The 24,774-nt window shown below is 65.8% G+C and carries 29 protein-coding genes; 12 read left to right on the forward strand and 17 right to left on the reverse strand.

Translation table 11 applies throughout. The annotated features are described in order from the left end of the window. Positions 1-438: 438 nt before the first annotated feature. Together RJT50_RS12070 and RJT50_RS12075 are read right to left on the reverse strand one after the other, a co-directional pair. Complete coding sequence (locus RJT50_RS12070) at positions 439-2,268, reverse strand: ribosome biogenesis/translation initiation ATPase RLI (protein ID WP_313691627.1); 1,830 nt, start codon at positions 2,266-2,268, stop codon at positions 439-441. A gap of 1 nt (position 2,269) precedes the next feature. Further along, a complete protein-coding gene (locus RJT50_RS12075) occupies positions 2,270-2,590 on the reverse strand; it encodes an EMC6-like membrane protein (protein ID WP_313691628.1) in 321 nt (106 codons plus the stop codon). 209 nt (positions 2,591-2,799) lie between these two features. On the opposite strand from RJT50_RS12075, the gene RJT50_RS12080 reads away from it, so the two are divergent. Continuing rightward, positions 2,800-3,078 carry a winged helix-turn-helix transcriptional regulator gene (locus tag RJT50_RS12080; RefSeq protein ID WP_313691629.1) on the forward strand — a complete coding sequence of 93 codons (279 nt, stop codon included), beginning with the start codon at positions 2,800-2,802 and terminating at the stop codon, positions 3,076-3,078. Positions 3,079-3,272: 194 nt separating this feature from the next. On the opposite strand, the gene RJT50_RS12085 is transcribed toward RJT50_RS12080, so the two are convergent. Further along, a complete protein-coding gene (locus RJT50_RS12085) occupies positions 3,273-4,697 on the reverse strand; it encodes a DUF402 domain-containing protein (protein WP_313691631.1) in 1,425 nt (474 codons plus the stop codon). Beyond that, positions 4,694-5,071 (reverse strand): DUF7532 family protein, encoded by a 378-nt coding sequence (locus RJT50_RS12090; RefSeq protein WP_313691633.1) that lies wholly within the window; start codon positions 5,069-5,071, stop codon positions 4,694-4,696. Before RJT50_RS12090 ends, RJT50_RS12085 begins: the two co-directional genes overlap by 4 nt. A 107-nt stretch (positions 5,072-5,178) precedes the next feature. On the opposite strand from RJT50_RS12090, the gene RJT50_RS12095 reads away from it, so the two are divergent. Further along, positions 5,179-6,216, forward strand: a complete 1,038-nt coding sequence (locus RJT50_RS12095; RefSeq protein ID WP_313691635.1) for a PrsW family intramembrane metalloprotease — start codon at positions 5,179-5,181, stop codon at positions 6,214-6,216. 18 nt (positions 6,217-6,234) lie between these two features. Here the strand turns inward: RJT50_RS12095 and RJT50_RS12100 are convergent, their stop codons facing one another. Next, the gene (locus tag RJT50_RS12100) at positions 6,235-6,591 is read right to left on the reverse strand and encodes a cell division protein SepF (protein WP_313691636.1); all 357 of its coding nucleotides are present in this window, start codon (positions 6,589-6,591) and stop codon (positions 6,235-6,237) included. Positions 6,592-6,695: 104 nt separating this feature from the next. Continuing rightward, positions 6,696-7,031 (reverse strand): putative quinol monooxygenase, encoded by a 336-nt coding sequence (locus RJT50_RS12105; RefSeq protein WP_313691638.1) that lies wholly within the window; start codon positions 7,029-7,031, stop codon positions 6,696-6,698. A 188-nt stretch (positions 7,032-7,219) separates the two neighbouring features. Between RJT50_RS12105 and RJT50_RS12110 the strand changes: the two genes are divergently transcribed. Then, positions 7,220-7,975: a DUF1028 domain-containing protein gene (locus RJT50_RS12110; protein WP_313691639.1), complete on the forward strand. Its 756-nt coding sequence runs from the start codon at positions 7,220-7,222 to the stop codon at positions 7,973-7,975. A 71-nt stretch (positions 7,976-8,046) separates the two neighbouring features. Here RJT50_RS12110 and RJT50_RS12115 read toward each other — a convergent pair whose 3' ends face one another. Both RJT50_RS12115 and RJT50_RS12120 read right to left on the reverse strand, forming a co-directional pair. Beyond that, positions 8,047-9,246: an outer membrane protein assembly factor BamB family protein gene (locus RJT50_RS12115; RefSeq protein WP_313691640.1), complete on the reverse strand. Its 1,200-nt coding sequence runs from the start codon at positions 9,244-9,246 to the stop codon at positions 8,047-8,049. Positions 9,247-9,346: 100 nt separating this feature from the next. Beyond that, complete coding sequence (locus RJT50_RS12120) at positions 9,347-9,826, reverse strand: RNA-binding protein (protein ID WP_313691641.1); 480 nt, start codon at positions 9,824-9,826, stop codon at positions 9,347-9,349. 210 nt (positions 9,827-10,036) lie between these two features. Between RJT50_RS12120 and RJT50_RS12125 the strand changes: the two genes are divergently transcribed. The 3 genes from RJT50_RS12125 to RJT50_RS12135 all read left to right on the forward strand — a co-directional run bounded on the left by RJT50_RS12125 (position 10,037) and on the right by RJT50_RS12135 (position 12,359). Beyond that, positions 10,037-10,372 (forward strand): DUF7562 family protein, encoded by a 336-nt coding sequence (locus RJT50_RS12125; RefSeq protein ID WP_313691642.1) that lies wholly within the window; start codon positions 10,037-10,039, stop codon positions 10,370-10,372. Between the two features lie 63 nt (positions 10,373-10,435). Further along, complete coding sequence (locus tag RJT50_RS12130; protein WP_313691643.1) at positions 10,436-11,770, forward strand: ribonuclease catalytic domain-containing protein; 1,335 nt, start codon at positions 10,436-10,438, stop codon at positions 11,768-11,770. 100 nt (positions 11,771-11,870) lie between these two features. After that, complete coding sequence (locus RJT50_RS12135; RefSeq protein ID WP_313691644.1) at positions 11,871-12,359, forward strand: DUF7992 family protein; 489 nt, start codon at positions 11,871-11,873, stop codon at positions 12,357-12,359. A 100-nt stretch (positions 12,360-12,459) separates the two neighbouring features. On the opposite strand, the gene RJT50_RS12140 is transcribed toward RJT50_RS12135, so the two are convergent. The 3 genes from RJT50_RS12140 to RJT50_RS12150 all read right to left on the reverse strand — a co-directional run bounded on the left by RJT50_RS12140 (position 12,460) and on the right by RJT50_RS12150 (position 15,316). Next, on the reverse strand, positions 12,460-12,636 hold the full coding sequence (locus tag RJT50_RS12140; RefSeq protein WP_313691645.1) for a hypothetical protein: 177 nt from the start codon (positions 12,634-12,636) through the stop codon (positions 12,460-12,462). Between the two features lie 220 nt (positions 12,637-12,856). After that, positions 12,857-13,936, reverse strand: a complete 1,080-nt coding sequence (locus tag RJT50_RS12145; RefSeq protein WP_313691646.1) for a branched-chain amino acid ABC transporter permease — start codon at positions 13,934-13,936, stop codon at positions 12,857-12,859. A 27-nt stretch (positions 13,937-13,963) separates the two neighbouring features. After that, positions 13,964-15,316, reverse strand: a complete 1,353-nt coding sequence (locus RJT50_RS12150; protein ID WP_313691647.1) for an ABC transporter substrate-binding protein — start codon at positions 15,314-15,316, stop codon at positions 13,964-13,966. Between the two features lie 169 nt (positions 15,317-15,485). Here RJT50_RS12150 and RJT50_RS12155 point away from each other — a divergent pair, with 169 nt between their 5' ends. The 5 genes from RJT50_RS12155 (at position 15,486) to RJT50_RS12175 (ending at position 18,585) form a co-directional block, all read left to right on the forward strand. Continuing rightward, positions 15,486-16,367, forward strand: a complete 882-nt coding sequence (locus RJT50_RS12155) for a branched-chain amino acid ABC transporter permease (RefSeq protein ID WP_313691649.1) — start codon at positions 15,486-15,488, stop codon at positions 16,365-16,367. Then, positions 16,364-17,146, forward strand: coding sequence for an ABC transporter ATP-binding protein (locus RJT50_RS12160; RefSeq protein ID WP_313691650.1), 783 nt, complete (start codon positions 16,364-16,366; stop codon positions 17,144-17,146). Before RJT50_RS12155 ends, RJT50_RS12160 begins: the two co-directional genes overlap by 4 nt. Further along, positions 17,146-17,862 (forward strand): ABC transporter ATP-binding protein, encoded by a 717-nt coding sequence (locus RJT50_RS12165; RefSeq protein WP_313691651.1) that lies wholly within the window; start codon positions 17,146-17,148, stop codon positions 17,860-17,862. Before RJT50_RS12160 ends, RJT50_RS12165 begins: the two co-directional genes overlap by 1 nt. A gap of 95 nt (positions 17,863-17,957) precedes the next feature. Then, entirely contained in the window at positions 17,958-18,194 is a 237-nt protein-coding gene (locus RJT50_RS12170) for an antitoxin VapB family protein (RefSeq protein WP_313691652.1), read from the forward strand. Position 18,195: 1 nt separating this feature from the next. Next, positions 18,196-18,585: a type II toxin-antitoxin system VapC family toxin gene (locus RJT50_RS12175; protein ID WP_313691654.1), complete on the forward strand. Its 390-nt coding sequence runs from the start codon at positions 18,196-18,198 to the stop codon at positions 18,583-18,585. A gap of 342 nt (positions 18,586-18,927) precedes the next feature. Here the strand turns inward: RJT50_RS12175 and RJT50_RS12180 are convergent, their stop codons facing one another. Then, positions 18,928-20,091 (reverse strand): tyrosine-type recombinase/integrase, encoded by a 1,164-nt coding sequence (locus RJT50_RS12180; protein WP_313691656.1) that lies wholly within the window; start codon positions 20,089-20,091, stop codon positions 18,928-18,930. Between the two features lie 442 nt (positions 20,092-20,533). Here RJT50_RS12180 and RJT50_RS12185 point away from each other — a divergent pair, with 442 nt between their 5' ends. Then, a complete protein-coding gene (locus RJT50_RS12185; RefSeq protein WP_313691657.1) occupies positions 20,534-20,824 on the forward strand; it encodes an ArsR family transcriptional regulator in 291 nt (96 codons plus the stop codon). A 174-nt stretch (positions 20,825-20,998) separates the two neighbouring features. On the opposite strand, the gene RJT50_RS12190 is transcribed toward RJT50_RS12185, so the two are convergent. The 5 genes from RJT50_RS12190 to RJT50_RS12210 all read right to left on the reverse strand — a co-directional run bounded on the left by RJT50_RS12190 (position 20,999) and on the right by RJT50_RS12210 (position 24,632). Next, entirely contained in the window at positions 20,999-22,015 is a 1,017-nt protein-coding gene (locus RJT50_RS12190; RefSeq protein WP_313691658.1) for a DUF7972 family membrane protein, read from the reverse strand. Continuing rightward, positions 22,012-22,218 carry a Sp36 family protein gene (gene sp36, locus RJT50_RS12195; protein ID WP_313691659.1) on the reverse strand — a complete coding sequence of 69 codons (207 nt, stop codon included), beginning with the start codon at positions 22,216-22,218 and terminating at the stop codon, positions 22,012-22,014. Before sp36 ends, RJT50_RS12190 begins: the two co-directional genes overlap by 4 nt. Positions 22,219-22,291: 73 nt before the next feature. Further along, entirely contained in the window at positions 22,292-23,011 is a 720-nt protein-coding gene (locus RJT50_RS12200; RefSeq protein ID WP_313691660.1) for a DUF2270 domain-containing protein, read from the reverse strand. Positions 23,012-23,562: 551 nt separating this feature from the next. Next, positions 23,563-23,904 (reverse strand): HalOD1 output domain-containing protein, encoded by a 342-nt coding sequence (locus RJT50_RS12205; RefSeq protein WP_313691662.1) that lies wholly within the window; start codon positions 23,902-23,904, stop codon positions 23,563-23,565. A gap of 77 nt (positions 23,905-23,981) precedes the next feature. Further along, entirely contained in the window at positions 23,982-24,632 is a 651-nt protein-coding gene (locus RJT50_RS12210; RefSeq protein WP_313691663.1) for a helix-turn-helix domain-containing protein, read from the reverse strand. Positions 24,633-24,774: the final 142 nt, after the last annotated feature.

Below are 24,774 nucleotides of genomic sequence, written 5' to 3' on the forward strand. Positions count from 1 at the left end.
GGTTTCGGACGGGGAGGAACGCTACGTGGGAGGAAGGCGCCACGTGGCGCGCGTGACTGCGGGCCGAGGCGCGCAGCGCGGTCCGCGGGAGTCACGCGAGCGAAGCGAGGGTGACAACGGAAGTCGCAGCCGACGAGCGCAGTCGTTCGAAATCTTCGATTTTCGTGATGCCGTCGGAATCCGGCGGAATCCGACTGCTGACGGGAAACCGTTGGTTTCCCGTACTGACGAGGGGGCTTCGCTCTCTCGAACCGCGAGGAGGACCGTCTTCCCGTAGCGGAGCCAGCCGAGTGCTTTCGAGAACGGCTACACGGAGAAAGGACGTACGTCGAAGTCGATAGCCGCGGGGACTATCGAGACGGTCGTCACCGAGTCCGCTCCCCAGGTCGAAACGACCGAAGAAGCAAGTCGAACTGTAGAACCGAGTAGCCGGAATCCTCAAACGGAGTAGTAGTACTCGCCCTCCCGCTTCTGCTCGCGATCCAGTTGCGAGTCCGGCTTGTTGATCCGCGGCCGGCCGGTCCGCTCGTCCCGCCTGAACGTGATGTCCAGGTCCGAGAGGAAGTCGTTCATGCCCGCGCGCATCTCCTGGGGCGGGCTGGCGTGCCCGTGTTCTGCCGGCTCGCCGTCGAACACCATGAGCCGGTCGGCGATCAGGTCGACCATGTACATGTCGTGGTCGATGACCATCACCGTCGCGTCGTGGTTCTCGGCGTAGCGCCGAATGGCCGTCGTCGCCTGCACGCGCTGCTCGACGTCGAGGTGGGCCGAGGGCTCGTCCAGCAGGTAGAGGTCCGCGTCCTTCGAGAGGCAGGCCGCGACGGCGACGCGCTGGCGCTCGCCGCCCGAGAGGTCGGTGAGGTTCTGCTCCATGATCGGGTTGAGTTGCAGCGGGCGCGCGACCTCGGTGTCCCAGTAGGAGGTTCCGAACTGGTCGGTGATCGACGAGAGGAACGCGTCCACGCGCATCGGCTGGTCGATGTCGATGTACTGGGGCTTGTAGGCGATGTCCAGCCGGACGTCGAGTTCGCCCGCGTCCGGTTCGAGCCGTCCGGCGAACAGCTTCGCCATCGTCGACTTCCCGATGCCGTTCGGGCCGACGATGCCGAGCACCTCCGACTCGTACACCGTGCCGCCCTCGACCGAGAGCGAGAACTCGCCCTCGCCGTAGGACTTCTCGAGGTCCGGGTACTCGAACAGCGGCCGGCCCGTCACCGACTCGCGGGGCGCGTGCTCCTCGAAGGTGATGGCGTTCGGCCGGATGCGCATGTTCTCGTTGTCGAGATACCCCTTCAGGTACTCGTTGATGCCGTTGCGGACCGACTTGGGGTCGGTGACGACGCCGTAGGCTCCCGGCTCGCCGTAGGTGACGTGGAGCGTGTCCGCCAACAGGTCGAGGATGGCCAGGTCGTGCTCGACGACCATCATCGAGCGCTCGCCGTCCTCGGCCAGTTCGCGGATGAGCCGGGCGGCGATCATCCGCTGGCCGATGTCGAGGTACGGCGTGATCTCGTCGAGGAAGTAGAAGTCCACGTCGCGCGCGAGCGTGGCCGCGAGCGCGACCCGCTGTAGTTCGCCGCCCGAGATGGAGTCGATGTCCTGGTCCATCACCGGCGCGATGTTCAGCCGGTCGATGAGGTAGTCGAGTTCCCCGCGTTCGTCAGTCGCCTCCAGCAGGTCGCGGGTGTTGCCGTCGAACTGGTTGGGGATCTGGTCGACGTACTGGGGCTTGCGCGCGACCGAGACGTCGCCCTCGATGACGTGCTCGACGTAGTTCTGGAGCTCGGTCCCGCGGTAGCGGTCCAGCACGGCGTCCCAGTCAGCCTCCTCGTCGTGGCGGCCGAGGTTCGGCGTCAGTTCCCCGGAGAGCATCTTCACGGCCGTGGACTTCCCGATGCCGTTCGGGCCGAGGATGCCCGTCACGGAGCCGGGTTCCGGCACCGGCAGGCCGTACAGTGAGAACGCGTTGTCGCCGTAGCGGTGGACCGGATCGTCCTCCAGTTCCGAGGGGAGGTTGATGATCTCGATGGCGTCGAACGGACACTTCTCGACGCAGATGCCACACGACTCGCCCAGACAGATCTCCTCGGAGATCCACACCTGGTCGGGGCCGCCGTCGTACGGCTCGTCCTCGTCGTAGTGGTCCCCGCGCGTGACGATGCAGTCCTTCCCGGTGCGGTTGGGCGGGCAGAAGTTCGCGCACTCGTAGTTGCAACGGTCGGGCTGGCACCTGTCCAGGTCGACGACCGCGATGCTGTCGTCGGCCATCTCAGACCGATCCGGCGAGGGTGGTCGACAGCAACACGCCGTAGGAGATGAACCAGAGGGTGAACGTCATGAACCCGACGTAGAGGTTGTCCTTGATGCCGAAATCCTCGACGGCGACGCCGAGCAGCTTCATGATCGGGTACTCGGCGAACAGGAGGCCTGCGAGGACCAGCAGCGGCTGCGTGCTCGCGGCCGTCTCCGCCGAGAGGCCGAACACCGACGCGGAGATGAACGCCGCGGCCACCCCGGTCAGACACGCGACGGTGGTGACCGCCACCCCACGCTTGTGGTCCGACAGCCCGGAGGCGGTTTCCGTACTCATACCACCACCTCCGACAGCCGGCGACAAAAGGGGTTCGCTTGGCGGTCCCGCCCAGTGCGGCCGGCACCCCCCATTCTGGCCGGTCGGCCCTGGCATCCGCTGGTCGACCCCGGTACCGGCCGGTCGACCCCGACGTGGAAACCGCTCCGGGATGTTTCGATTCGTAATCCGTCAACCTTTATGACGATGGGTTGTTTCGAATCGTAACGATGGCTGCTACCGAAGAGGAGAGTCTCGACGACCTGCCGCCCAGCGCCAAGCTCGTGTTCAAGGTGCTGGAGTACAACGGCTCGCTGACCCAGAAGGGGATCGTGGAGGAGTCGATGCTCTCGGCCCGGACGGTTCGCTACGCGCTCGAACGACTGGAGAACATCGGCATCGTCGAGGAGGACGTCTACTTCGCCGACGCACGACAGAACCTCTACCAGCTCGACGGCCCGCAGACGGCGGAGGCGGACGGCGGGCAGGAAGCCTGCTGCGCCGAGTAACCGGACGACGCTCTCCACCCCTCTCTCGTTCCGTCGCCCCACGGAGCCGAAGGTTCATCACCGAAGCCGGGACCAGCGGCCCCGTGCGCTGACGTCGACCGCGCGCCGCCACGCGAAACCCCGGGGCGAGCGGCGCACGGACGGCCGCCCCGGCCGTCCGCGCGTCCGCAGCGTGCCGTTCCCTCGAAAGCCGTTCAGAGCGCGTTCTCCACCGCGCGCGCCACCGACCGCGCCTTCTCCGCCAGGGGCTCCGGCACCTCGCCGGCCGCGACCGCCTCGTCGAGTTCGTCGTCGTCCACCCGCTCGACGCGGCCGTCCGCGTGCTTCACCACGTCGACGTGGAGGTCGACGTAGCGGACGCGCCGGGGAAACACCTCGACGGGCGTGCAGACGTTGACGTAGGTGCCCTTCCGCTCGCCGTCGGCGCTCCGGTACACCGTCGGGTACCACCAGCGGCCCTCGCGGAACGTCGTGGACGCGACGTCGCCGGCCTCCCGCCGCGCGTCCAGCGCGTCGTACGTGCCGCCGGCGCTCATCTCGCGCGCCAGCGAGACGGTGCCGTCGGCGTCCAGGTCGGTCACCTCGCCCCGGCCGAGCGTGATGAGCCGTCCGTCCGGCTTCCCGTGGCCGATGCCGAGCGAGTCGCCCGCGGCAGGCCCGAACTGGTCGGTCACGACCGCGAAGGGGAACTCGGCGTCGTCGGTCCCGTCGCCAGCGCCGTCGTCCCCGAACGAGGAGAGCGCCTCGGCGAGGTCGACGCCGGCGCTCGCGGCCGAGGACGCCGCCTTCGTCCGGTGGTGGCCCGGCATCGTCGTCGTCACCGCGCGCCGGTGCCCGTCCAGCGCGAACCGGGACTCGCGGCCGAACCAGACCCACGACCCCGCCGTCGGCGTCGCCACTGGCCCGGGCTCCCCCTCGGGTTCCGCCAGCACCGGGTCGAGCGCCCGAGCCCGTTCGGCCGCCCGGTCGAGCGCGCCGCCGAGCGCGTCCATGTCCGCGTCGCGGGCGTCGCGCGACCACTCGACCCCCCAGCCGTCGGGCACGTCGGGGTCGAGCAGGTCGGTCACCCCGACGAGTTCGCGGGCCGACGGGTCGTCCCTGCCGGCGACCCGGGTGTCCTCCCGGCCCGGAACGAGCGTCGCCAGCCCGCCCGGCGCACGGATGCGGGTGTCGAGTTCCGGCCTGCCGTCGGTCCAGGGAGCGCTCGCCTCGACGACTTGCACCCGGAACGTGTCGTCCTCGCCGACGTACCCCTCCGCGTCGTCGAACGGCAGGTACCCCTCGGCGTCGCCGAGGTCGAGCACCGCGCCGCCGCCGAGCGTCCCGGTCACGCGCCCGTCGAAGACGGCTCCCCGGGGGGTCGGGTCGCTCCAGGCGAGCGTGTCGATGCCGACCTCGCGGAGGAGGTCCGTCGCTTCGGCGACGGCGTCCGGGTCGCCCGCGACGCCGACGCCCTGCCTGTCGTCGGTCGTCTCGACGGCGACATCGTGGTCGGCCGCCGGGAGGTCGGCGTCGAACCGCCGGCGGATGGGCCGGGAGGCCTGGACGACCTCGTGGCCCGCCTCGAGCAGCAGGCGCGTCAGGGCGGTCGCGTAGATGCCGCGGACGCGCGCCCTCATCGGAGCGCGTCCGCCGTCCGGGCGAACCGAACCCGGTCGTGGACCGTCGGGCCGAGCGTCAGTTCCACGACCTCGTCGTTCAGGACGCGCCCGCCCTCGACGTAGACGCCCCACGAGTCGAAGCGGAGATACCCCCGCAGGTCGGCGGCGTGGGTGTACGTGTCGAGCCGTTCGACGTCGTGCTCCTGGATCTCGTCGTCGCCGTGGGCGACGTCCATGTCCGAGTAGTACGGCCCCGGCTCCTCGAAGAAGGACTCCAGCGCGGCAGCGTCCTCCCGGACGGCTTCGGCGACGAGCTCCGAGGCCTCCGCGAGGTCGTCCGTGTCGAGCCCGACCGCGCGGAGCGCGGCCTGCGTACGCGGGTCGAAGTGCATACCCCGGCCAACGGGGGCGAGGGATTTGAACGGTGCCACTCGCCGCGGGCGGCGTTCCAGGTGACACGGCGGCAAGAACTTAGGGGGAGGCAGGCGATTCGCAGGACATGACCGCGAAGGAACGACGGGACCCGATCGAGGAGGCCGACGACGGTTCCGCCGACCTCTACGACATCGCCACCTGGCAGGAGCGGACGTCGATCGACGGGCTCTCGGTCGCCATCTATCGGCTGCTCTCGGCGTCGGCGCGGTGGGGACTGATCCTGCTCGCGCTCCTGTTGCTCGTCGGCATCGGCGGGTTCTCGGCGCTCACCAACCCCGCGATCGGGCTGCTCACGGTGCTGTCGGCCATCCCGGCGCTCGCGCTCGCGGCCTACGTCTACCGCTCGGACATCACGACGGACGAGCCGGTGCGGCTGCTCGTCGGGACGTTCCTGCTCGGGGTGCTCACTGCGAACTTCGCGGCCGTGGTGAACACGGTCGCACAGCCGTGGTTCCGGCCGCTCGGCTTCCTTGGAACCGTGCTGTTCTTCTTCGTCATCGTCGCGCCGGTCGAGGAGACGGTGAAGCTGCTGGCGGTGCGGCTCTACGCCTACACCGACGAGAGCTTCGACGCGGTGCTCGACGGCGCGGTGTACGGCGCGATGGCCGGGCTCGGCTTCGCGTTCATCGAGAACGCGCTCTACATTACCCAGAGCGTCGGCGGCGTCGGCGAGCTGGACCTCGGGCTCGGGCTCATCGGGATGGGCGGCGGGATCACGGCGACGCGGGCGCTCGCGGGGCCGGGCCACGTCATCTACTCGGCGTTTGCCGGCTACTACCTGGGACTGGCGAAGTTCAACCCGGAGAACCGCGGGCCGATCGTCATCAAGGGGCTGCTCATCGCGGCGTTCATCCACGCGCTGTACAACTCGACGGTCGGCATCGGCTCGGGCCTGTTCGGACTCCTGTTCGAGGCGGTCGGGGTTCCGACGTTCGGCGGGCTGTTGGCCTTCTTCGTCTACGTCATCATCTACGACGGCCTGTTCGGGCTGATCCTGCTGCGGAAGATCCGGCGCTACCGTGGGGCCTACCGCGCGGCCCACGACGACGGGCGGGACGCGGCGGCGACCCCGGAGTCCGAACTGACCGAGTTCGAGAGCTGAGGACGCCGTCGGGCGGACTCAGGAGTTGAGTTTCTCGCGCGAGACGGTGACGCCGGTCGGCGTGAGGATGAGCTGGTCGTCGCCCTTCTGGACGATGTCGCCGTCGACCTCGGTGGCGACCTGTCGGAGCTCGTCGATGATGGACTCGACCGTCCGGTCGGACGTCGAGTGGCGCGTGATGTCGGCGATGACGAAGTCGCCGTCGTAGACGGCGTCCTTGATGTCGATGACGTCGCTCTGGTCGGCGATCTCGGCGATGTGGACCTGCATCCCGGCGCCCCCGTGGGCGCTCTCGAAATCGTTCAGGTCGAGCTCGACGTAATCCTCGGCGCTGTGGGTTCCCCCGCCCCCGAGAATCTTGCTCATGATGCCCATGAACTCCCATGTGTGACTGCACGCTTAAGGTCTTACGTCAGACGGGCGGGTGACGTGGCGGGCCGGCGACCGTTCCCTGCCAACCTGGACGTCCGCCGCCGGACTCACTCGACCGACTCGACCGCCTCGCTCGCCTCGAACTCGTGGACCACGAACTCGTCCGTCTCGAACTGGATCGTCTCGAGGGCTCCCGACGAGAACGCCGGGAGCGCCTCGACGAACTCGCGGTACCGCTCCGAGTTCGTGTGTCGTTCCGCCGCCGCGACGTCCTCGTACTGCTCGAAGAACCGGACGACGTTCGGCTCCGTGAGGTCCTCCATCGCACGGTACCGGACGGTCCCGTCCTCGGCCCGGGAGTCCTCGACCATCGACGCGACGTGGGCGATCGCTTCCTCGCGGCGCTCCGGGTCGATCGGGATGCTGGTGTGGACGACGAACACGGCGTTTCGTGTCGCGGTGGGGTCATGTAGCTTTCCCGGGCGTGGGAACGCCCCACTGGGAAGCGGGAGCTTCCACGGACGCCGCCCCGCGGGGAGTCGGGGCGTCGAGGTGTACCGGGGGGCGAGGCGTCGGGATCCCGACTGCCGGGACCCCCGCGTTTTTGCGCCCGCGACCCCCGCTGGGGAGCATGACCTTCAGCATCTGCGTGCGCGAGGCGTACGCCGGCGAGGACGGGGGGCGCCACGTCCGGTTCGGCGTCGCGGTGACGACGCGGCTCCCGGCCGTCGGGACGCTCTGTCCGTTCGCCTCCGAGAACGGCGCGGTTGCGACCCAGTCGCTCGTGAACGTCGAACTCGGCCGGAAGGGGGTCGAGTACCTCGACGACGGCCTGGCGGTGGAGAAGGCGCTCGACGCGCTGCTCGACGCCGACGACGGCAGCGAGAACCGACAGCTCCACGGCGTCGACGCCGATGGGACGTTCACCTTCTCGGGCGAGGCGTGCAACGACTGGTACGGCCACACGAGCGGCGAGAACTACACCGTCGCCGGGAACCTGCTGACCGGCGAGGCGGTGATCGACGCCGTGGCTGCGACGTATGAGTCCGCCGCGTTCGACGACGCCCCGCTCGCCGAGCGACTGATCGACGCGCTCGCGGCCGGCCACGAGGAGGGCGGCGACAGACGCGAGGAGCTTCCCGTCCAGTCGGCCGCGCTGAAAGTCACCGCGACCGAGGAGCGCGAGTTCGAGCCGTACTACGACGACCTCCGCGTCGACGCGACGGAGACGCCGATCGTCGACCTGCGCGAGACGTTCGAGGAGGCGCGGCGCGGCCAGGAGCTCATCCTCGAACGGTACGACGAGGACGGCGACGACGACGTGGACGACGGGACCGGCGAAGACACCGGGACCGGTGCGGGCAACGAGATCGGCGAAGAGGACTGACCGGCGAACCTGACACGGCCGGCGTGCCCGAGGCCCCCGCCGACGGCGGGGATTCGACCGCCGAGACGTGATCAGGCGTCGGCGTCGAGCGCGTACACGTGGTGGTCGTACGGGTCGTTCCCCTCCCGCTTGATGCACGCGCCGGTGAACACCTGGCCCTCCCGAACCACGGGCGTGCCGAACGCGCCCGCGATGCCGCCGAGCTCGAAGCGCCACTGCTCCTCGCCGCCGGAGCCGAACGCGACCAGCGCCTCGCCGCCGACGTACGTCCGGCCGTCCGCCACCGTCAACCCGGTCCGACGCACGTCGCCGACCTCGGTTCGCCACCCCTCCACGCCCTCGAACGACAGCGCGATGACGTCCGTCCCGGCGACGACCCGGAGGCCGTTGGGCGCGACCGCGGGCGTGACGAACAGTTCCCCGCCCACGTCGGTCGTCCAGGCCGCCGAGCCGTCGGCCGCGACGGCGTGGACCCGGCCACCCTCGGTCCCGACGTAGAGTCGCCCGCCGTGGACGACCGGGGCGGCCGCGACCGCGGACTCGGTCTCGACGGTCCAGTCCGGGTCGCCGTCCCGGACGGCGACGAGTCGGGAGTACGTCGAGCCGTCCGGCCGGACCCCGTTCACGGTCGCCACCAGCCGGTCACCCAGCACGACCGGCGTGACGGTGCCCCTGTCGCCAGCCTCGCCGACGTCGACCGCGCTCTCCTCGCTGCCGTCCGCGAGCGCGTGTGCCCGGAGCGTGACGCGCTCCTCGGTCCTCGTGACGACGTGGGCGCTCCCGTCGTGGACGACCGGCCCGGCCGTGATGGGGCCCTCGACGCGCCAGCGCTCCTCCCCTTCCCGCGAGAACGCGGCGAGGACGCCGGGCGCGTCGCTGACGACGCTGCCGCCGACGGCGTCCCTGCCGACCGCGACCACGCCGTCCGGCGTGAGCGCGGGGGTGAACGCGTGGGTGAGCGCGCCGAGCGACCCCGTCCAGATCTCGCTCCCGCCCTCCGTGTCGAGCGCGAACAGCGAATCCTCGGTTCCGATGAAGAGCCGGCCGTCGGCGACCGCCGGCGCCGCGAGCGTGTACAGCCCCGGCAGGAACGTGTCCCACTCGGCGGCCACGTCGGCCGTCTCGGGCGTCGGTGCCGGGGTATGCGTCGCCGGCCCCGTCGTCGCGTCGGTCGGGGAGGGCGTCTCGTCGATCGAGGGAGACTCGCCGGAACAGCCGGCCAGTCCCGCGATCCCGGCACCGAGTGCCGAGAGCAGGGGGCGTCGCTTCATACCCGACAGTACGACCCCGGCCGGAAAGCGGTGGCGTTCGGACGGCGACCTCGTCGGGTCAGATGACGACCTCGTCGGGTCAGATGACGACTTCGTCGGGTCAGACGGCGAACTCGTAGAGGTCGTCGCCGACGTGGTGTAACGACTTCACGACCTTGCCCGAGTCGCCGACCATCTCCGAGCCGTCGACGAGCGCGCGCCCGACGCCGAGCGCCTTCCCGTGCGACTCCTCGGCGACGACGACCAGCTCGCCCTCGGCGATCCCATCGTCGGCCTCGGTGATCCCCGGCCGCATCACGTCCGCGCCGTCCGAGACGAACGAGATCGCCCCGGAATCGACGGTCACGACGCCGCGTTCGGGCGGGTGGGCGTTCGCGCCCCGGACCGTGATGAACGGTTCGTCCTCGTAGTAGAGCACGTGTTGCTCGCCGTCCACGAGCACGAGGTCGAACGGCGAGTCGGTGAGTTCCACGAGTTCGAAGGCCTCGCCCGGAAGCTCGACGCCCAGTCGATCCGCGAGCGTCTCCCGGATCTCCGAGACGGCGTCGCTCCGGAGGTGGTGACGGGATTTCACGTCCATACCTCCGTTGGGTCGGTGTCGTGCATAAATCGCCCGTTCCGACGGACCCGGCCGGGGGATCGCTTACACGAGTGGCGGTCCTCGTGGCCGAACCCGGAGCGGCCGGTGCATGCCAGTCCGACGTCGCTCCACGGCCGCGCGTGTCCGCCGGGTGGACTGTCAGGCTGTCGCACGAAAACCGCTAAGTTCCCCGCACCCGGATGCGTGTTCATGTGGAGTGCCCGGCCCAACCGGGACGAGGAGTCGGTGGTCTGTATCGCGTGCGGGGACTCGCTCCCGCGCCGACGGGCCCGCGAGTACGACAAGGAGGGCGATCGGTGGGACCGGCGGGGCAAGGAGTTCGAGTACCTCTGCAAGTCGTGTCACCGCGATCTCTGCCACCAGCCTCGGGAGGACCTGGAGGACGTGCTGCTCGACGTGGAGTCCGAGCGGGAGGGGAGTCGGGACGCCGAGGCGTTCATGCGGACGTACATCCGGGCGGTCCGGGAACGGTACGGGGCTCCCGAGTCGGACGCCGAGGACGGAACCGACTCCGGGGACGATTGAGTTCGGTCGCGGGCCCACGTCGACCCCAAAACGCATACGTACCGCACCCGCGTAGCCGGCAGCATGACTGACGCTTCTTCGGACGCCGACGACCAGGCGGCCGCGGGCACCGCGGAGGGACAGGGGCCCGTCACCATCACCGAGGACCTCGCCGGCCACCTCGCGGACAAGCGCGAGGAACTGTTCGAGGAGTTCGAGATCCGCGACGAGTTCCCCGTCGAGGTGAAACGGGAGGCCAAGGAGCGCACGGAGGGCGTGACCGAGGAGATCCAGTCGGAAGTCGACGAGCGGCGGGACCTGCGGGAGCTGACGACCTGGACGACCGACCCCGTCGACGCGCAGGACTTCGACGACGCCATCTCCATCGAGGAGCGCGAGGAGGAGTACCGGCTGTGGGTCCACATCGCCGACGTCTCCCACTACGTCCACCCCGAGTCGACGATGTGGGAGGAGGCGGTCCGGCGTTGTAACACGGTGTACCTCCCGGCCTACACCATCCACATGCTCCCGCCGGTGCTGGCCGAGACCGTCTGCTCGCTCGTGCCCAACGAGGACCGGCTGGCCCACACCGTCGAGATGCTCCTCGACAAGGAGACGCTCTCGTTCGAGGAACTCGACATCTACAAGTCCGTCATCAACTCCGACGAGCGGCTCACTTACTCCCAGTGTGAGAACCGGCTCGACGACCCCGACCTCCCGCTCCACGAGGAGAACGTCCTCGCCTACGAGGTCGCAGATCAGATGCACGAGCAGCGGAAGGCCGACGGGTCGCTCGTCCTCAACCCCAGCCGCGATCGGGCCCACACCATCATCGAGGAGTGCATGCTGAAGGCGAACAAGGCGGTCACCCACGAACTGATGTGGAACCGCGGGGTCGAGGCGATGTACCGCGTCCACCCCCAGCCGACGCCCGACCAGTGGAACGACGCGCTCAGGGAGATCCAGGAGACCGAGGGCGTCTCCATCCCGGGCGACTCGTGGGACGACCCGCGCAAGGCCGTCAACGCCGCGCTGGAGGAGGCGCCCGGGCGCGCGCTCAACAAGATCCAGCGTGCGGTGCTGAAGGTGATGCCCCGCGCGAAGTACATGAACGACCCGTTCGGGGGCCACCACGCGCTCAACTTCGACATCTACGGCCACTTCACCTCGCCCATCCGGCGGCTGTCGGACCTCATCAACCACTGGATCGTCCACTCGAACGACGTGCCCGAGAACTTGATCGAACTCTGTGACCGCGCCTCGGACAAGCAGAAGGACGGCGAGACGGTCGAACGGCTGTACAAGCAGTTCCTGCAGGAGGTCGGGCTCGACCCCTACGCCGTGAACAACCGGGGGCTCGAAGTGGTCGAGGACCCGGACGAGGCGACCCACGACTCGCCCGAGACGATTCCGAAGTGACGCCAACGGGTCCCGGAGGCCCCGCCGCTACCGGCTCGAGGCTCCGACATCGTGCTGTGGCGAGCGAAGACACATCACCTCGGCCCACGTACGGGAACGCATGACCCTCGACGTCGAGGTGCCCGACCCGCCGTCGCTGCGCGGCCCGCAGTCGCGGGACAGCTACGAGGCCATCGCCGATTCCCCGGACGAGGTCGGCGACGACTACCGCCGCGAGGAACTCGAAGCGGTGCTCGCCGACGGCGCGTGGGCCGACGCCTTCCGTGAGTGGGCGACCGGGACGACCCTCGCCGAGTCGGAGTTCGAGACGGTCGTCGAACTCGACCTCGTCGACGACTTCGACTTCTACTGGGACCCCGCGAGCGACGAGGTGGGCTACCGCTCGCCGGCGGTCCCCTCGGACGCGAAGGGCGCCTTCGACCCCGAGGACGCCGCGATCGTCGAGGAGGAACTCGACGACCTCGGCCGGGCCGTCACCGAGATGCTGGAGAACGACTACCTGCTGCGCGACGAGGAGACGTGGGGCTTCTTCGCCGAGGAGGAACCCGAGGATGAGTCGGCCTACGAGTCGGAGAACTCCGAGGAGTGAGGACGCGCCGTCCCGTTGTGGATCGATCGCCGCCGACGGTGGCGGGCGGGGCCACCGACCGATGGGCACGGCGACCGAAACGCGGGCGGGACGTCGCCGCCTATTCGGCGACGGCGACGAGGTAGGTCCGGCCGCCGCGGCGCTCCAGGTGGACCTCGCAGTCGTTGCGCTCCGCGAACGCCCGTACCTCCGCGGAGGTGGACTCTGTCACGTCGATGCTCGCACGCGTGGAACTCTCGACGTCGATGCGTTCGGGTGCGGTGACGGTCGCGCTCATACTTCCAACGTGGTAGGGGAGTGACTTGTAGGTCGGCCTAGCGGAGTGAAAGTGAAAGTGAGGGGCGGCGTCGGGTCGACGCGTGACGGGCCGCTCGACCGTCATCGCACGGGCGAGGCCGTTTTCGAGGGCTGATCGGGACCAACCTGGTCGAGAACTGAAACGCAGGGGCCGGAGAACCGGGGCGACGACCGCTCGGTCGGTGCCGGGAGCGGCGAGGTCAGTCCTCGCCGCCGTTCGCCATCGGCTCCGTTCCGCTCCCCTCGTCGCTCCCGTACCGGCGCGCGAGCGTCTTCAGCCCGCCCGCGACGCCGTTCTCGAAGAACAGCACCACGACCAGAAGCAGCAGGCCGAACGCCAGCTGCCAGCGGTTGTTGAGCCCGATCTGGGTGATGAACTCGCGGAGGTAGACGTAGGTGAACGAGCCGATGGCCGGCCCGAGGAACGACGCCGGGCCGCCGATGACGGTCATGATGACCGGCTCGGCCGACGTGCTCCAGTAGGCGATGCCCGGGCCGATGCTCCGTTCGAGCACCATCAACAGCGCGCCCGCCAGCCCGGAGAACGCGCCCGAGATGATGAACGTCAGCCACGAGTGGTGGGTGACGTCGATGCCGAGCGCCTCCGCGCGTCCGGGGTTCTCGCGGATCGCCTTGCAGGTCATGCCGAACGGCGACCTGACGACCCGGTAGAGCGCGTACATCGAGACGGCGAACACGGCGAGGATGATGAGATAGATGTTCGTGTAGCTCAGGATGTTGATCAGTTCGATCTCCAACCCGAACAGGTTCACCGTCCCGAGGGTGTGGGTCATCCCGTCGGAGCCGTTCGTCAGCCCGCCGATGTCGTTGTTCGCCATCACGTAGATGGCCATGCTGAACGAGAGCGTGATCATCGCGAAGTAGATCTCGCGGAGCTGCACGCTCAGGTAGCCGACGAAGGTGGCCAGCAGCGTCGCCACCGCGACGGCGAGGACCAGCCCGACCGCGAAGGAGACGAGCGGTTCGACGCCGCCGAACGCGGCGAACCCGAGCGCCTCCGACCAGGTGCGGAGCCAGTTGGCGATGAAGTAGCCCGACACCGCGAGGAACATCGCGTGACCGAACGACAGCAGGCCGGTGTAGCCGTACAGCAGGTTGAACGCCGTCGAGAAGATGGCGAACACCAGCACCTCGGCCAGCAGGAGCTTCTGATACGCGGGCAGCACGAGCGGTGCGACGACGAGCAGCACCGCCACGCCCGCAAAGAGCAGCGTCGAGCGGTCACCGTCGAGGAGCCGCTCACTGAATCCGTAGCTCATGTGAGATGGTGTGTGTCGGTGTCGTGATCAGACGCCCGGCGGCAGGCCGCTGTCGCCGAGCAGGTCGGCCGCAGTCGAGCGATCGAGCGAGTACGTCCGGCTCGGGCTGAGCCCGACGCCCTCGTAGGGGACGTCGTCGTCGCTGCTCGTCTCGCCGATGACCGTCGGCGCGGTCGCCTGGTGGGAGTCGGCATCGAGCGTCCACTCGCCGCGGGGGCCGTTGAACGTTGCCCCCTCCAGTTCGCCGATGATGCCGTCGGGTTCGGTCCCGCCCGAGTTCTCGATGGCCCGCTTGTACAGTCGAATGGCCGACCACGTGCTCGCGCCCGTGAACGATGGGACCCCGATGGTGTCGGTGCCCTCGTACGCGCTCTGGTAGTAGTCGAGGTAGCTGCTGTTCTGCTCGTTGTCGAACGCGGAGTGCCAGTACCACGAGGAGTAGTGGACGCCCTCGGGCATCGTGTCCCCGAGCGCCTTGAACACGGTCGGGTCCGCGCCGAGCGTGTCGAACACGTCGTCGACCTGCTCGAACAGGCCCTGCTCGCTGGCCTGCTGGACGAAGGTGACCGCGTCGCCCGCCCAGAACGAGGTGAACACGAGGTCCGGGTCCGCGTTGAGCACCTGGTTGATCTGGGGGGTCATGTTGCTGGCCCCGAGATCCGGGAACACCGACTCGACGTACTCGAACTCGCCGCCGAGCGCGTCCGCGTACGCCTTGAAGTAGTCCCAGCACTGGGTCCCGTAGGCGTAGTTCGGCCCGATGTTCGCGACGGTCTCGATGCCCTCGAGTTCCTCGACGGCGTATCTCGCCATCGCGTACGTGTTCGGCGAGGTGTTCGCGTTCGTCCGGAACATCGGCTCGACGTACGCCGACTTCCCGTTCTCGCTCTCGAAGTAGGAGCCGTACGTCTCCGTGTCGGGCTCGGTCACGTACGGGGTCCCGATGTCGGTCAGGATCATCGGCACGCCCAGGTCGCGGATCGTCGGCGCCGCCTCCAGCGTCTCCCCGGAGGAGGTGAGCCCGATGAGCGCGTCGACGTTCTCCTGCTGGACGAGGCTCTGGATCTGGGAGGCGGCACCCGAGTCGGCGTGGTCGCGGAAGATGATCTCCGCGTCCTCGCCGTTGATGCCCCCGTTCTCGTTGACGTAGTCGACGGCGAGCTGGGCACTCGCCTCCGAGGCGCTCCCGAGCGCCTCGGCGAGTCCCGACAGAAGATACACCCCGCCGAACGTCACGCCGCCGCCGCCCCCGAGTGGGTTGCCGATACACCCTGCCGTGGAAGCCAGGGTGGCTCCCGCACCCGCCGTCGTGAGGAACCGCCGTCGGTTCATGCCGCCGTCGTGACCGTTCTCGGACACGTGTGTGTCATGTTCAACCATGGCAGTCGGGAATGACATGCCCGGCACTACGTAAATATCCCCGGGTTCATATCTTAACCCGATTCTATTCGACGCCCGTATATTAGCTACAGAGGCCCCATAACGCCCGAATCAAATATTTCGCCGATCGCGGCGCAAGGTTTAATCGGTACGTCTGGTAGTGGTTGGTATGGTAGACCCTGTGTTGGTCGCAAACCAGATACTTACCGGGCTCAGCATCGGCAGTCGCCTCTTCCTGGTGGCGGTCGGGTTGACGCTCATCTTCGGCGTGCTCGACGTGCTGAACTTCACGCACGGGGTACTGTACATGATCGGCGCCTACGTCGCCATCCAGGTGGTGACGGGGCTCGTGGGGAACTTCTGGGTGGCGCTCGTCGTGGCGGCGCTCGTCGTCGGCCTCATCGGCGTGGTGCTCGAGTCGGTGTTCATCCGCCGGGTCTACGACCGGGAACCGCTGGACCAGTTGCTCCTCACGTTCGCGTTCGTTCTCATCCTGACCGACCTCGTCAGGATCACGTTCGGCTCGCTGGGGACGGCGATCCAGGAGCCGGACGTGTTCAACTTCACCGTCCAGTTCACGGGGAACGTCGGCATCTCGGGCTACCGCCTGTTCGTCATCGCGCTCTCGATCTTGACGATGGCCGCGCTGTTTTTCACCCTCCAGCGGACGAACATCGGCCGGATGGTGCGGGCCACCTCCTCGGACCGGGACATGGCGCGCCTGCTCGGCATCGACGTGCCGAAGCTGTACACGGGCGTCTTCTTCGTCGGCGCGGTACTGGCCGGCCTCGCGGGCGGCATCTCCGCGCCGCTGCAGGCCGTGACGACCGAGGCCGGCAACCAGGTGATCATCCAGGCGTTCGTCATCACGGTCATCGGCGGGCTGGGGTCGTTCGTCGGCGCGTTCATCGGCGCGTACCTCATCGGCATCCTGATCGCGGTCGGATCGCTCTGGATCACGGGTGGGGGACAGCTGTTCCCGTTCGTGGCGATGATCCTCGTGCTCGTCCTGAAACCGCAGGGACTGTTCGGGGAGGCGGTGGAAGCATGAACGCGGACGCCGACGCCGTGCTGGAGACGGACGGGCTCCGCCGGGAGTTCGGGAAGCTCGTCGCCGTCGACGACGTCTCGGTCACCGTCCGGGACACGGAGATCACCAGCATCATCGGCCCGAACGGCGCGGGCAAGACGACGTTCTACAGCATGCTCGCCGGCCAGCTCGATCCGAGCGCGGGCTCGGTCCGCATTCGCCCGCGCGGGGAGTCGGGGCTCAGCGACGTGACCGGGATGGAGCCCTACGAGATCAACCGACTCGGGCTCGCGCGCGCGTTCCAGATCAACAACGTGTTCGAGGGGCTGACGGTGCTCGACAACGTCCGCATCGCGCGCATCTCGCGGGAGGGGCGCATCACCGACCTCACCGCCGTCGCCACCGAGGACGAGGAGCTCACGGAGGGCGCCCGGGAGGTGCTCGAACTGACGAACCTGACCGAGGTCGCCGACCAGGAGGTGGCGAACCTCTCGCACGGCGACGTCCGGAAGGTCGAGATCGCGCTCGCGCTCGGCACTGACCCGTCGGTCGTGCTGCTCGACGAGCCGACCGCGGGCATGAACGCGACCGAGACGGCGAAGATGGTCGACCTGATCCGGGACCTTGACGAGCACACCGACACGACGTTCCTGCTGACCGAACACGACATGGAGGTCGTACTCGGCATCTCGGACCGCATCCTCGTGCTGGACAACGGCGCGCTCATCACCGAGGGCACGCCCGACGAGGTGATGGCCGACGAGCGCGTCCGCGAGGCGTACCTGGGGGGTGAGAACTGATGTCCGTGCTCGAACTCGAGGACGTGAACGCGTTCTACGGCAACAGCCACATCCTGTTCGACCTGGACCTGACGGTCGAGGAGGGGGAAGTGGTCGCCCTGCTGGGCCGAAACGGCGCGGGCAAGACGACGACGCTCCGGGCGATCACCGGCACGGTTCCGCGCCGCGAGGGCCGCATCGACTACCGCGGGCAGGACATCACGGACGAGTCGGTCGACGACATCAGCGACATGGGCGTGAAGCTCGTCCCGGAGGAGCGGCGCGTGTTCCCGACGCTGACGGTCCACGAGAACCTGCAGGTCGCCCGCGATGCCTGCGAGACGCCCCGCGAGATCGACGAGATGTACGACATCTTCCCCGCACTGAGCGATCTCAGGGGCAACGACGCCCGGAACCTCTCGGGCGGGGAACAGCAGATGCTCTCGGTCGCCCGCGCGCTCGTGCAGGACCCGGACCTGCTGTTGCTCGACGAGCCGACCGAGGGGCTCGCGCCGGTCATCGTCGACGACCTCCGCGAGGTGTTCGCCGACGTCGTCCAGCGCGACGTGACGGTGTTCATCACCGAGCAGAACGTGGAGTTCGCGCTGGAGCTCTCGGAACGCGCCTACATCATCGAGAAGGGCGCGAACGCCTGGGAGGGGAGCATCGACGAACTGGAGGAGCAGGAGGACCTGCTGGACGAGTACCTCTCGGTGTCGACCGCCGAGGCGGACTGAGTCGACGAGTCGAGTAGCCAGCTCCCACGGACGTGGGGCGGACCGAAGCGACGGCGGGGAAGCACTTTTCACCGGCTGCATACAACCGTATGCACATGTCGAAGAGCATCCGGCTCTCGGAGGACGCTTACGACCGCCTCGCCGCTCACAAGCGGGAGGACGAGACGTTCTCCGAGGTGATCCTCCGACTCGCCGGCGAGCGGTCGCTCCTCGAACTCGCCGGCATCCTCTCCGACGAGGAGGCCGAGGCTCTCCGGAACGCCGTCGACGAGCGCCGGACCCGCCGTCGCGAGGAACTCGACGGAATCGCCGAGGAACTGCAGGGGGCCTGACGTGCTGCTCGACACGTCGTTTCTGATCGACCTCATGAACGGCGACGAGGGCGCCGTCGAGACGGCTCGTGAACTGGAGACCGATCTGGTCCAGCAACGCCTCTCCGCGATGACGCTGTTCGAACTGTACCACGGCGTCGCTCGCTCGACACAGTCGGCCGACGAACGGGAGAAGATCGAGAACGTCCTCGCCTCCAAGCCTGTACATCCCGCCGGCGAGGCCGTCATGCGGAAAGCAGGCCGGATCTCCGGTGAACTCGTGAACGACGGTGCTGCCGTCGGGGATGGGGACGCGATCATCGGGGCGACCGCGGACGTCGTGGACGAGCCTGTGCTCACCCGGAACGTGGACGACTTCGAACGGCTCGGCGTCGAGACCGAGACCTACTGAGCACAGGTGGTTGCGACGGAGGCTCGGGCGAGCACCGGGGTCGCGCCGGACGTGTCGGGCCCGGCGACCGTGGTCCGCCCCGCCGTTCACTTTCACTCCGTACCGCCCGTTAAATCACGTGCGGGCCCTGCCAACTGTACCATGGAGCGGTACAGGACGGTCACCCAACACGACGTCGTCCCGTGTCCCGAGTGTGGAGCGGACCTCACCGTCGTCAGTAGCGTCATCCCGGAGAATCGACCCTACGTGTGCTCGCAGTGCGAGGCGGTCCTCGGCTCGACGCGCGGGCATCTGAAGCCGGGGCAGGTGCGGGTCCGGTCCGGAGAGTCGAATGCTCGGCGTTTACGACTGCGGTGAGGCGACGCTGAATCGGATGCAACGAGGACCGGCCGGGATGCAGCTACGGGCTCCTTCGAAAGCGAGAACTTCGGGGATGGACTCGCTGGCGGTTGCCGGATTGGAAGCGCGACACCCCGCCGCAGGAGCGTGGTTACCATGCCGATACCTCGCCATCAAACGTCGGCGGACCTCCATCTTCTCGCGCTCGGACCGCTTGTCGTAGTGCTTGTCGAGGATCGGCTCGGTCACGTCCATCCGCTCGCTCACGAGTTCCTTCGGAACACCCTCGTTCAGGTCGCGGGAGATAGCTCCCTTCCGAAGCGGGTGCGGCGAGACGGACGACGGGCAGCGACTAGCCGTCTTCTGGTTATCCATCGCCTCGCACGTCTCGGGGTCCCTGTCGTACGGGCAACCGCCGATGACGCACGGCCGGGAAACGCGGTCCACCGTCTCTCGGATGCTCGTTTTGCTCAGCCGTCCGCTTCTCGACGAGGTGATCAGCGGTCGCCGGTCGTTCTCATCGGTCACATTCGTACGGTTCCGAGCGAGGTAGTCGTCGACGGCCGCCGCCACGGATGGCGGCAGAGCAACGTCCCGCTGGCCGCGATCCTCGTTCTTGAGCGTGGTTGCCGGCGGTCGGTGACGCAGCTCGATGCACGGCTCGTCCGCGTCGTAGTCGCCCACGTCGAGGCCGTGCAGCGCGCCCATCCGCATTCCGGTGTGCCAGAGCAGCAGGTAGATCACATGGTCACGGCTGGCGTAGCGGAACGTCTCCAGGTAGTCGAGAATCTCGTTCGCGGGCTCGGTGCGGAGCACGTCGCTGTTCGTCTCATCCTCGGGCGAGACCTCCGGCATCGGGACGTGCTCGCGCAGTCCCTCCTCGCAAGCGTCGACGGAGTGCCAGAAGTCCAGCGCAACGCGGAGCGTCGCGAGGTGATTCTTCAGCGTCACCGACTTCACCGCTCCCTTCCGGTAGTTGTAGAACCGGAACAGGTCACGACCGGAGAGGTCGTTCAGGTTCTCGATTCCGTTCTCGTTGCAGAACTCGAGGAACGGGCACAGCCGGTACTGCTTGTTTTCGACCGTGTGCTCACTATCCTTGCCGTCGCGGCTTTTCGAGAGACCACTCGATACCCTCCTCGGGTGAGAGGGGTTCGAGATCGTCACTCATCGACCGGCACCTCAGTTGCGTTCGGGGACATCAGCACGTCTGGCTGATGGGGTGTGTCTGGAAGTATTCGATCACCCTTGCAACGGTGAAAGTAAATCCACTTTCACCGCGCAGGGCGGTGGCTGTACCATCGAACTGCTACGCCGTCGTCGGGGGATTCATGCGTCCCCAGCGGGATTACTGACATGGCTTTCGTGCCTCAGTCACGGAAGCCAACGCGGATCCGCTGGCCTAACAGCGGGGTCCGCTTGCGTTCTACGGTGGACCCATCGACGAGCGACGAGTCCGCGAGATGCTTCCGTTGACAGGTCCACCGTAGGCGTTCACATTGAATCTACTGACAGTAGATGCTGAAAGTATGTACTGATTAGACATACTATAACGACAAACACGCCTATGTACTATCGGTATATGTGGTCCTCTACAGGGGACTCAGACGTGAAGCTCGTACAGCCTACCGGTTTTGAAATCTTGTCCACTCTCGAGGAGACTGGCCGGAACGTCGCCTCAAATATCGCACTTCACACCGAAAGGGACCGGAACTACCTCAACACCCGATTTCCTCAGCTGATGGATTACGGATTGGTCGAGAAGATCGGCCCCAGTGAAAACAGCGGTTTGTACGAAATCACAGATCGGGGTAAGGCCGTGGTTAGGCTACGGGACAAATACGACGATACCGAGGAATTTGAGCAGCTGGTCGAGTCGTACCTTTCGGACGAACTGTAAACGGGAGGCGGGCGCTCGGACCCGCAGGGGGCCTCTCGCGCCGCCTCCTCAACCGGGCGCTAACGCTATTGATGGAGCGAGAGATGCACGTCGAACGCGCCCCGCATGGAGTTACGCGGGGAACAGGTGCGGGACGATTGCTAAGTGTAGAGGAACAAGATACTGCGTCGGATCTTAGCGTTGTGATTCGCGGAGGATCAGCGGCTCGATGGCAAGTGTCCGTTTCGCTATGGTGACGATGCGAAGGACGTACGAGACGAACAGCATGAATGGAACGAGCGTCACCGCAAACGCACCGCCCACGACGAGGATGATGTGATCGAGACCGAGTGTGCTTCCCGGGAACGTCCCCGCATCGACGATTCCGACCATGATGCCCGCAACGGCCAATGCCGGGACTGCAGCATAGAGAATCATCTGAGACAAGTCGATGAGTGCCCACTGGAAGTACAGCGTCTTGATGTGTTCGCGCGCCGGACCAAACAGAGACAGCGCTGTTTTGAGATCGTCAAGCAAGCCGTGTTCTTCCTCAGTGAGGCTCTCTTCGTATTCGTTCGTAAGACGTTCAACTTGGAAGATTTTCCAGCTATAGTTGAAATTTAGTGCGGCGAATACCACATCGAACGAGCCGAACTGCGCATCCTCAAGTTGGTCACGGACCATGTCAGCGTTCCCAGTGACGCTGTCAGCGAACTCATCGACCTCTTCTCGGAGGTTCTCGTCGTCATTCTTGCCAATTGACTCTCGAAGAGCCGTCGTCCGTTGTGCCGTGATTCCGATGATCTGCCGGAGGAATTCGGATGGATCGGCAGGACTCGGAGATCCAATTAATTCTTCAGTATAATCCCGGAAATCCATTGAACTGGACATACGCTCGCGTTGATCGCCGAGCGGGCCGTTCTCCTGGGAGAGGACGAGCTGACCGATCGTGACGACGAGTGTCGTCCCGGTCACGATGACCGTGATCATCGTCGAGAACATCGTGTCGATCATGTCGCCGGACTCGATTTGCCGTGAAAACGGTGGATCGAGGACAGCGACGGCGATGACGAATGCGACGAACACGGCACTGGTCAGGATGCTGGAGACGAGAAGGCGGTTCGCGCGCATCAGCACCCAGAGTTTAATCCGACTCTCGCCCGAGCGTTCACGCATCTTGTTGGCCGTACTGATGTCGGTCTCGTCAGTCATACTGGCTCATCCGATTGGGCAGGTCGCTTGAAAACGAGGTACTTGGTGCCGCCTCCCTCGTAGTCGATCGTCTCCACAAACTCCCAGCCCTCTGCACCGAGTTGATTCAACTCTGCTTTCGGATCCTCTGCTTCTTTTTGGGTCTCATCGCGCGGCGGGCGAAGCGTCTCGTACTCCCAGCGGATCGCCTCTGATTCGGACATCACTCCCAGTAGGTACTGCAACCCCCTATATACAGTTCCACTACCGAGATGGTACAGTATACGGAGAACGGATTTATCGGTCTGTCTCTTTCCAGTCGTCCGTGTCTCCTTCACGGAACTCACCCTTGGCATGGCGCTCGCGGGGCCAGAAGGTGACGCCCAGCAGTGCGACGTAGAACACACCCACAACGGCAACCACAGCAATCCCGGGAATACGGGCGATTCCAGCGGTTGTCAGCCAATCTTGGCGCGGTGCGAACGCTGTAATCCTGAAGACCCACGCGACCAAGAGGACACTGAGCAGAGCAAGGTACACACGCTGGAGCCGGTTTGCGAGTGCTTCGTAGAACGAGACTTTCAGCGTCGGCCTTCGATAGTCCCTGCTCAGTTCCGCTCGCCAGTCGTGACTTTCAGTGCCTTGGGACGGATCGAGGGCGTTTGCGAACAGGTTCTCTTGGATGAGTCGAGCACGAGAGCGAAAGACGTCGTAGTCCCGGTACCGCCGTGCTTCGATGCCCAGAAAGACGGTGACGACAACGATCCCGATCAGCACGATATAGTGCGGGTTATCGGTACTCGAAAACGCCCACGTCAAGATTGCTGCCATCAGCGTCACCGCCCACGTCGTCGTCTCGTCGAGGCGCTGCCGCCACGTCCCTACTCGGTCTATCTCTCCGCGATAGGCGTGGGCCATCACCGAACCGAGTCCCGTACTGTCGTCAACCATTTCGCGGCCGATCTCCCGTTGGTCTGGTGCTGTTGGGTCGAACTCGTCGCTACTCGAATCGGTCATAGAGGAGAGACATCTCCTCGTTCCATAAGCAGTGATGGTGGCGGTGTAATCTGAGTGTCATGTACTGGAGAGCATCGAACGGTACTCAGGACTATTGAACAGATGTTCCAGATAGCCAGCTCAGAAATTACGTGCATCTCTTCAGCGCCCAAGGGATATAATACGAATAAGAATCGTGCAGACTGTACGGAAACGCTTGACTGCGTACAGGTCTATCGCCGGCTCACTGGTCGAGCCAATAGGTTACAGAAATATACCCAATCGAGAACCACAGTTCCTATTTTGGCTGTACTCCGCGCATGGAAATCGTGGGCTCTCTCACTCAAATTCGCTAACTACAGAGAATGAGTTCAGCACAGTCACGATGTCCTCGTGATTCGGATTACCTTGTTCACTCGTCTGTAGCCTCACTTCCGATATCGAAAATTCTCGCGTCCGCACTTCGAGCTCGTGTCCTGATACGGAATGACCTCAGCATCAGACGTTAGTTTCCGGCCTGTCCGAGGCGTTCCACAGATTACACACAATTTGATACGGAATAATCAGGCCGATTACGAGTTCTCGATGGGTGCTGCCTCAATGACTCCCTCGCTCCGTACTGTCACTTCAAAGTCCTCGTATGAGAACGAGATACTATCACAGTTCCCACGATCGGTAGCTGACTCCGTAGCCAATTCATCAAGCGCGTCTGTATCAATGGCGGACTGAAGCGGCGTCAAGTCCCATGGTTCCCTGCCAAGCGCGGACGCAACAACTTCAACGACTGCTAAACTCGTCAAGTCCTGAGTACTGTCGTACGCCGCCCGGAAACTGTCTTGGTCCGCATCGAATTCAACAACACTCATCGACTTCGTAATCTCAACAGTCATCGATTTCTCTTCAGGAGGCTCCATCAACACAATGTTGGCATTCTCTGGGGAAGAGGGTGGCTTTTGCTCCCGCAACATTCCTTTATGAGTGGTTTCCGGGCTCACTCGTCGGGAGCGATGAGGGTACTCGCTACGAGACGTCGAAAACCGCGCTGTAACCGTGATGAAACCGCCTGCCGGGTGATTCCGAGTTCGTCGGCGAGATCCTGTTGCGTGGCGTCTCGCGGCGAGTCAAAGTGCCCCCGGGAATACGCCAGTACCAACGCATTCCGTTGACCCTCGGTCAGATCGTATTCTCGATCGGACTTGAGCGACGAAATCGCGTGCAGCTCAGTCAGCTCAAGCGGGATGTCGTGGTCCTGGCAATACGTCTGGAAGTTCGAGAGGTCTTGTTGCTCGTTTGCACGGACTTCAAACGTCCATCGCGTATCGTCTCCAATCCCAGAAACGAGTGAAATATCGGTATTGACGACCGCCGTCAGAACACTCTCATAGTCCAGGTTCCAGTCGATACGGACGAGCATCTGTTCCTCCAGTTTATCGATTACTTTGACCTGGTCAATCCCGAGATCTACACTCAAATCTGTGTCGAGTTTATCCGTATCATCGGCGGAAATCCAGAAATAGGGGACGACTGCCTCACCGGTTGGGACAACCCGGTCTAACTCGATAGTCACATCGGCTAATTGCTCGAAAACAGCACTCAACGGGAAATCCGCCTGCTCGATGGTGAACGAGGCCTCGATAGCCATACCCGATCAGTAGTGATCCAGCCTCTTGGGTCAGTCGCTACTGATCTCTAGGGTGCTCCCAGCGTTTGATGAACCAACGTCCTGTGCTGAGCGTTCACCTTGAGGGATGCTCAACCGCTAACTAGGCAGGTCTACCTAGCGG

The organism is Halobaculum sp. XH14, from assembly GCF_032116555.1.
Classification (GTDB): domain Archaea; phylum Halobacteriota; class Halobacteria; order Halobacteriales; family Haloferacaceae; genus Halorarum; species Halorarum halobium.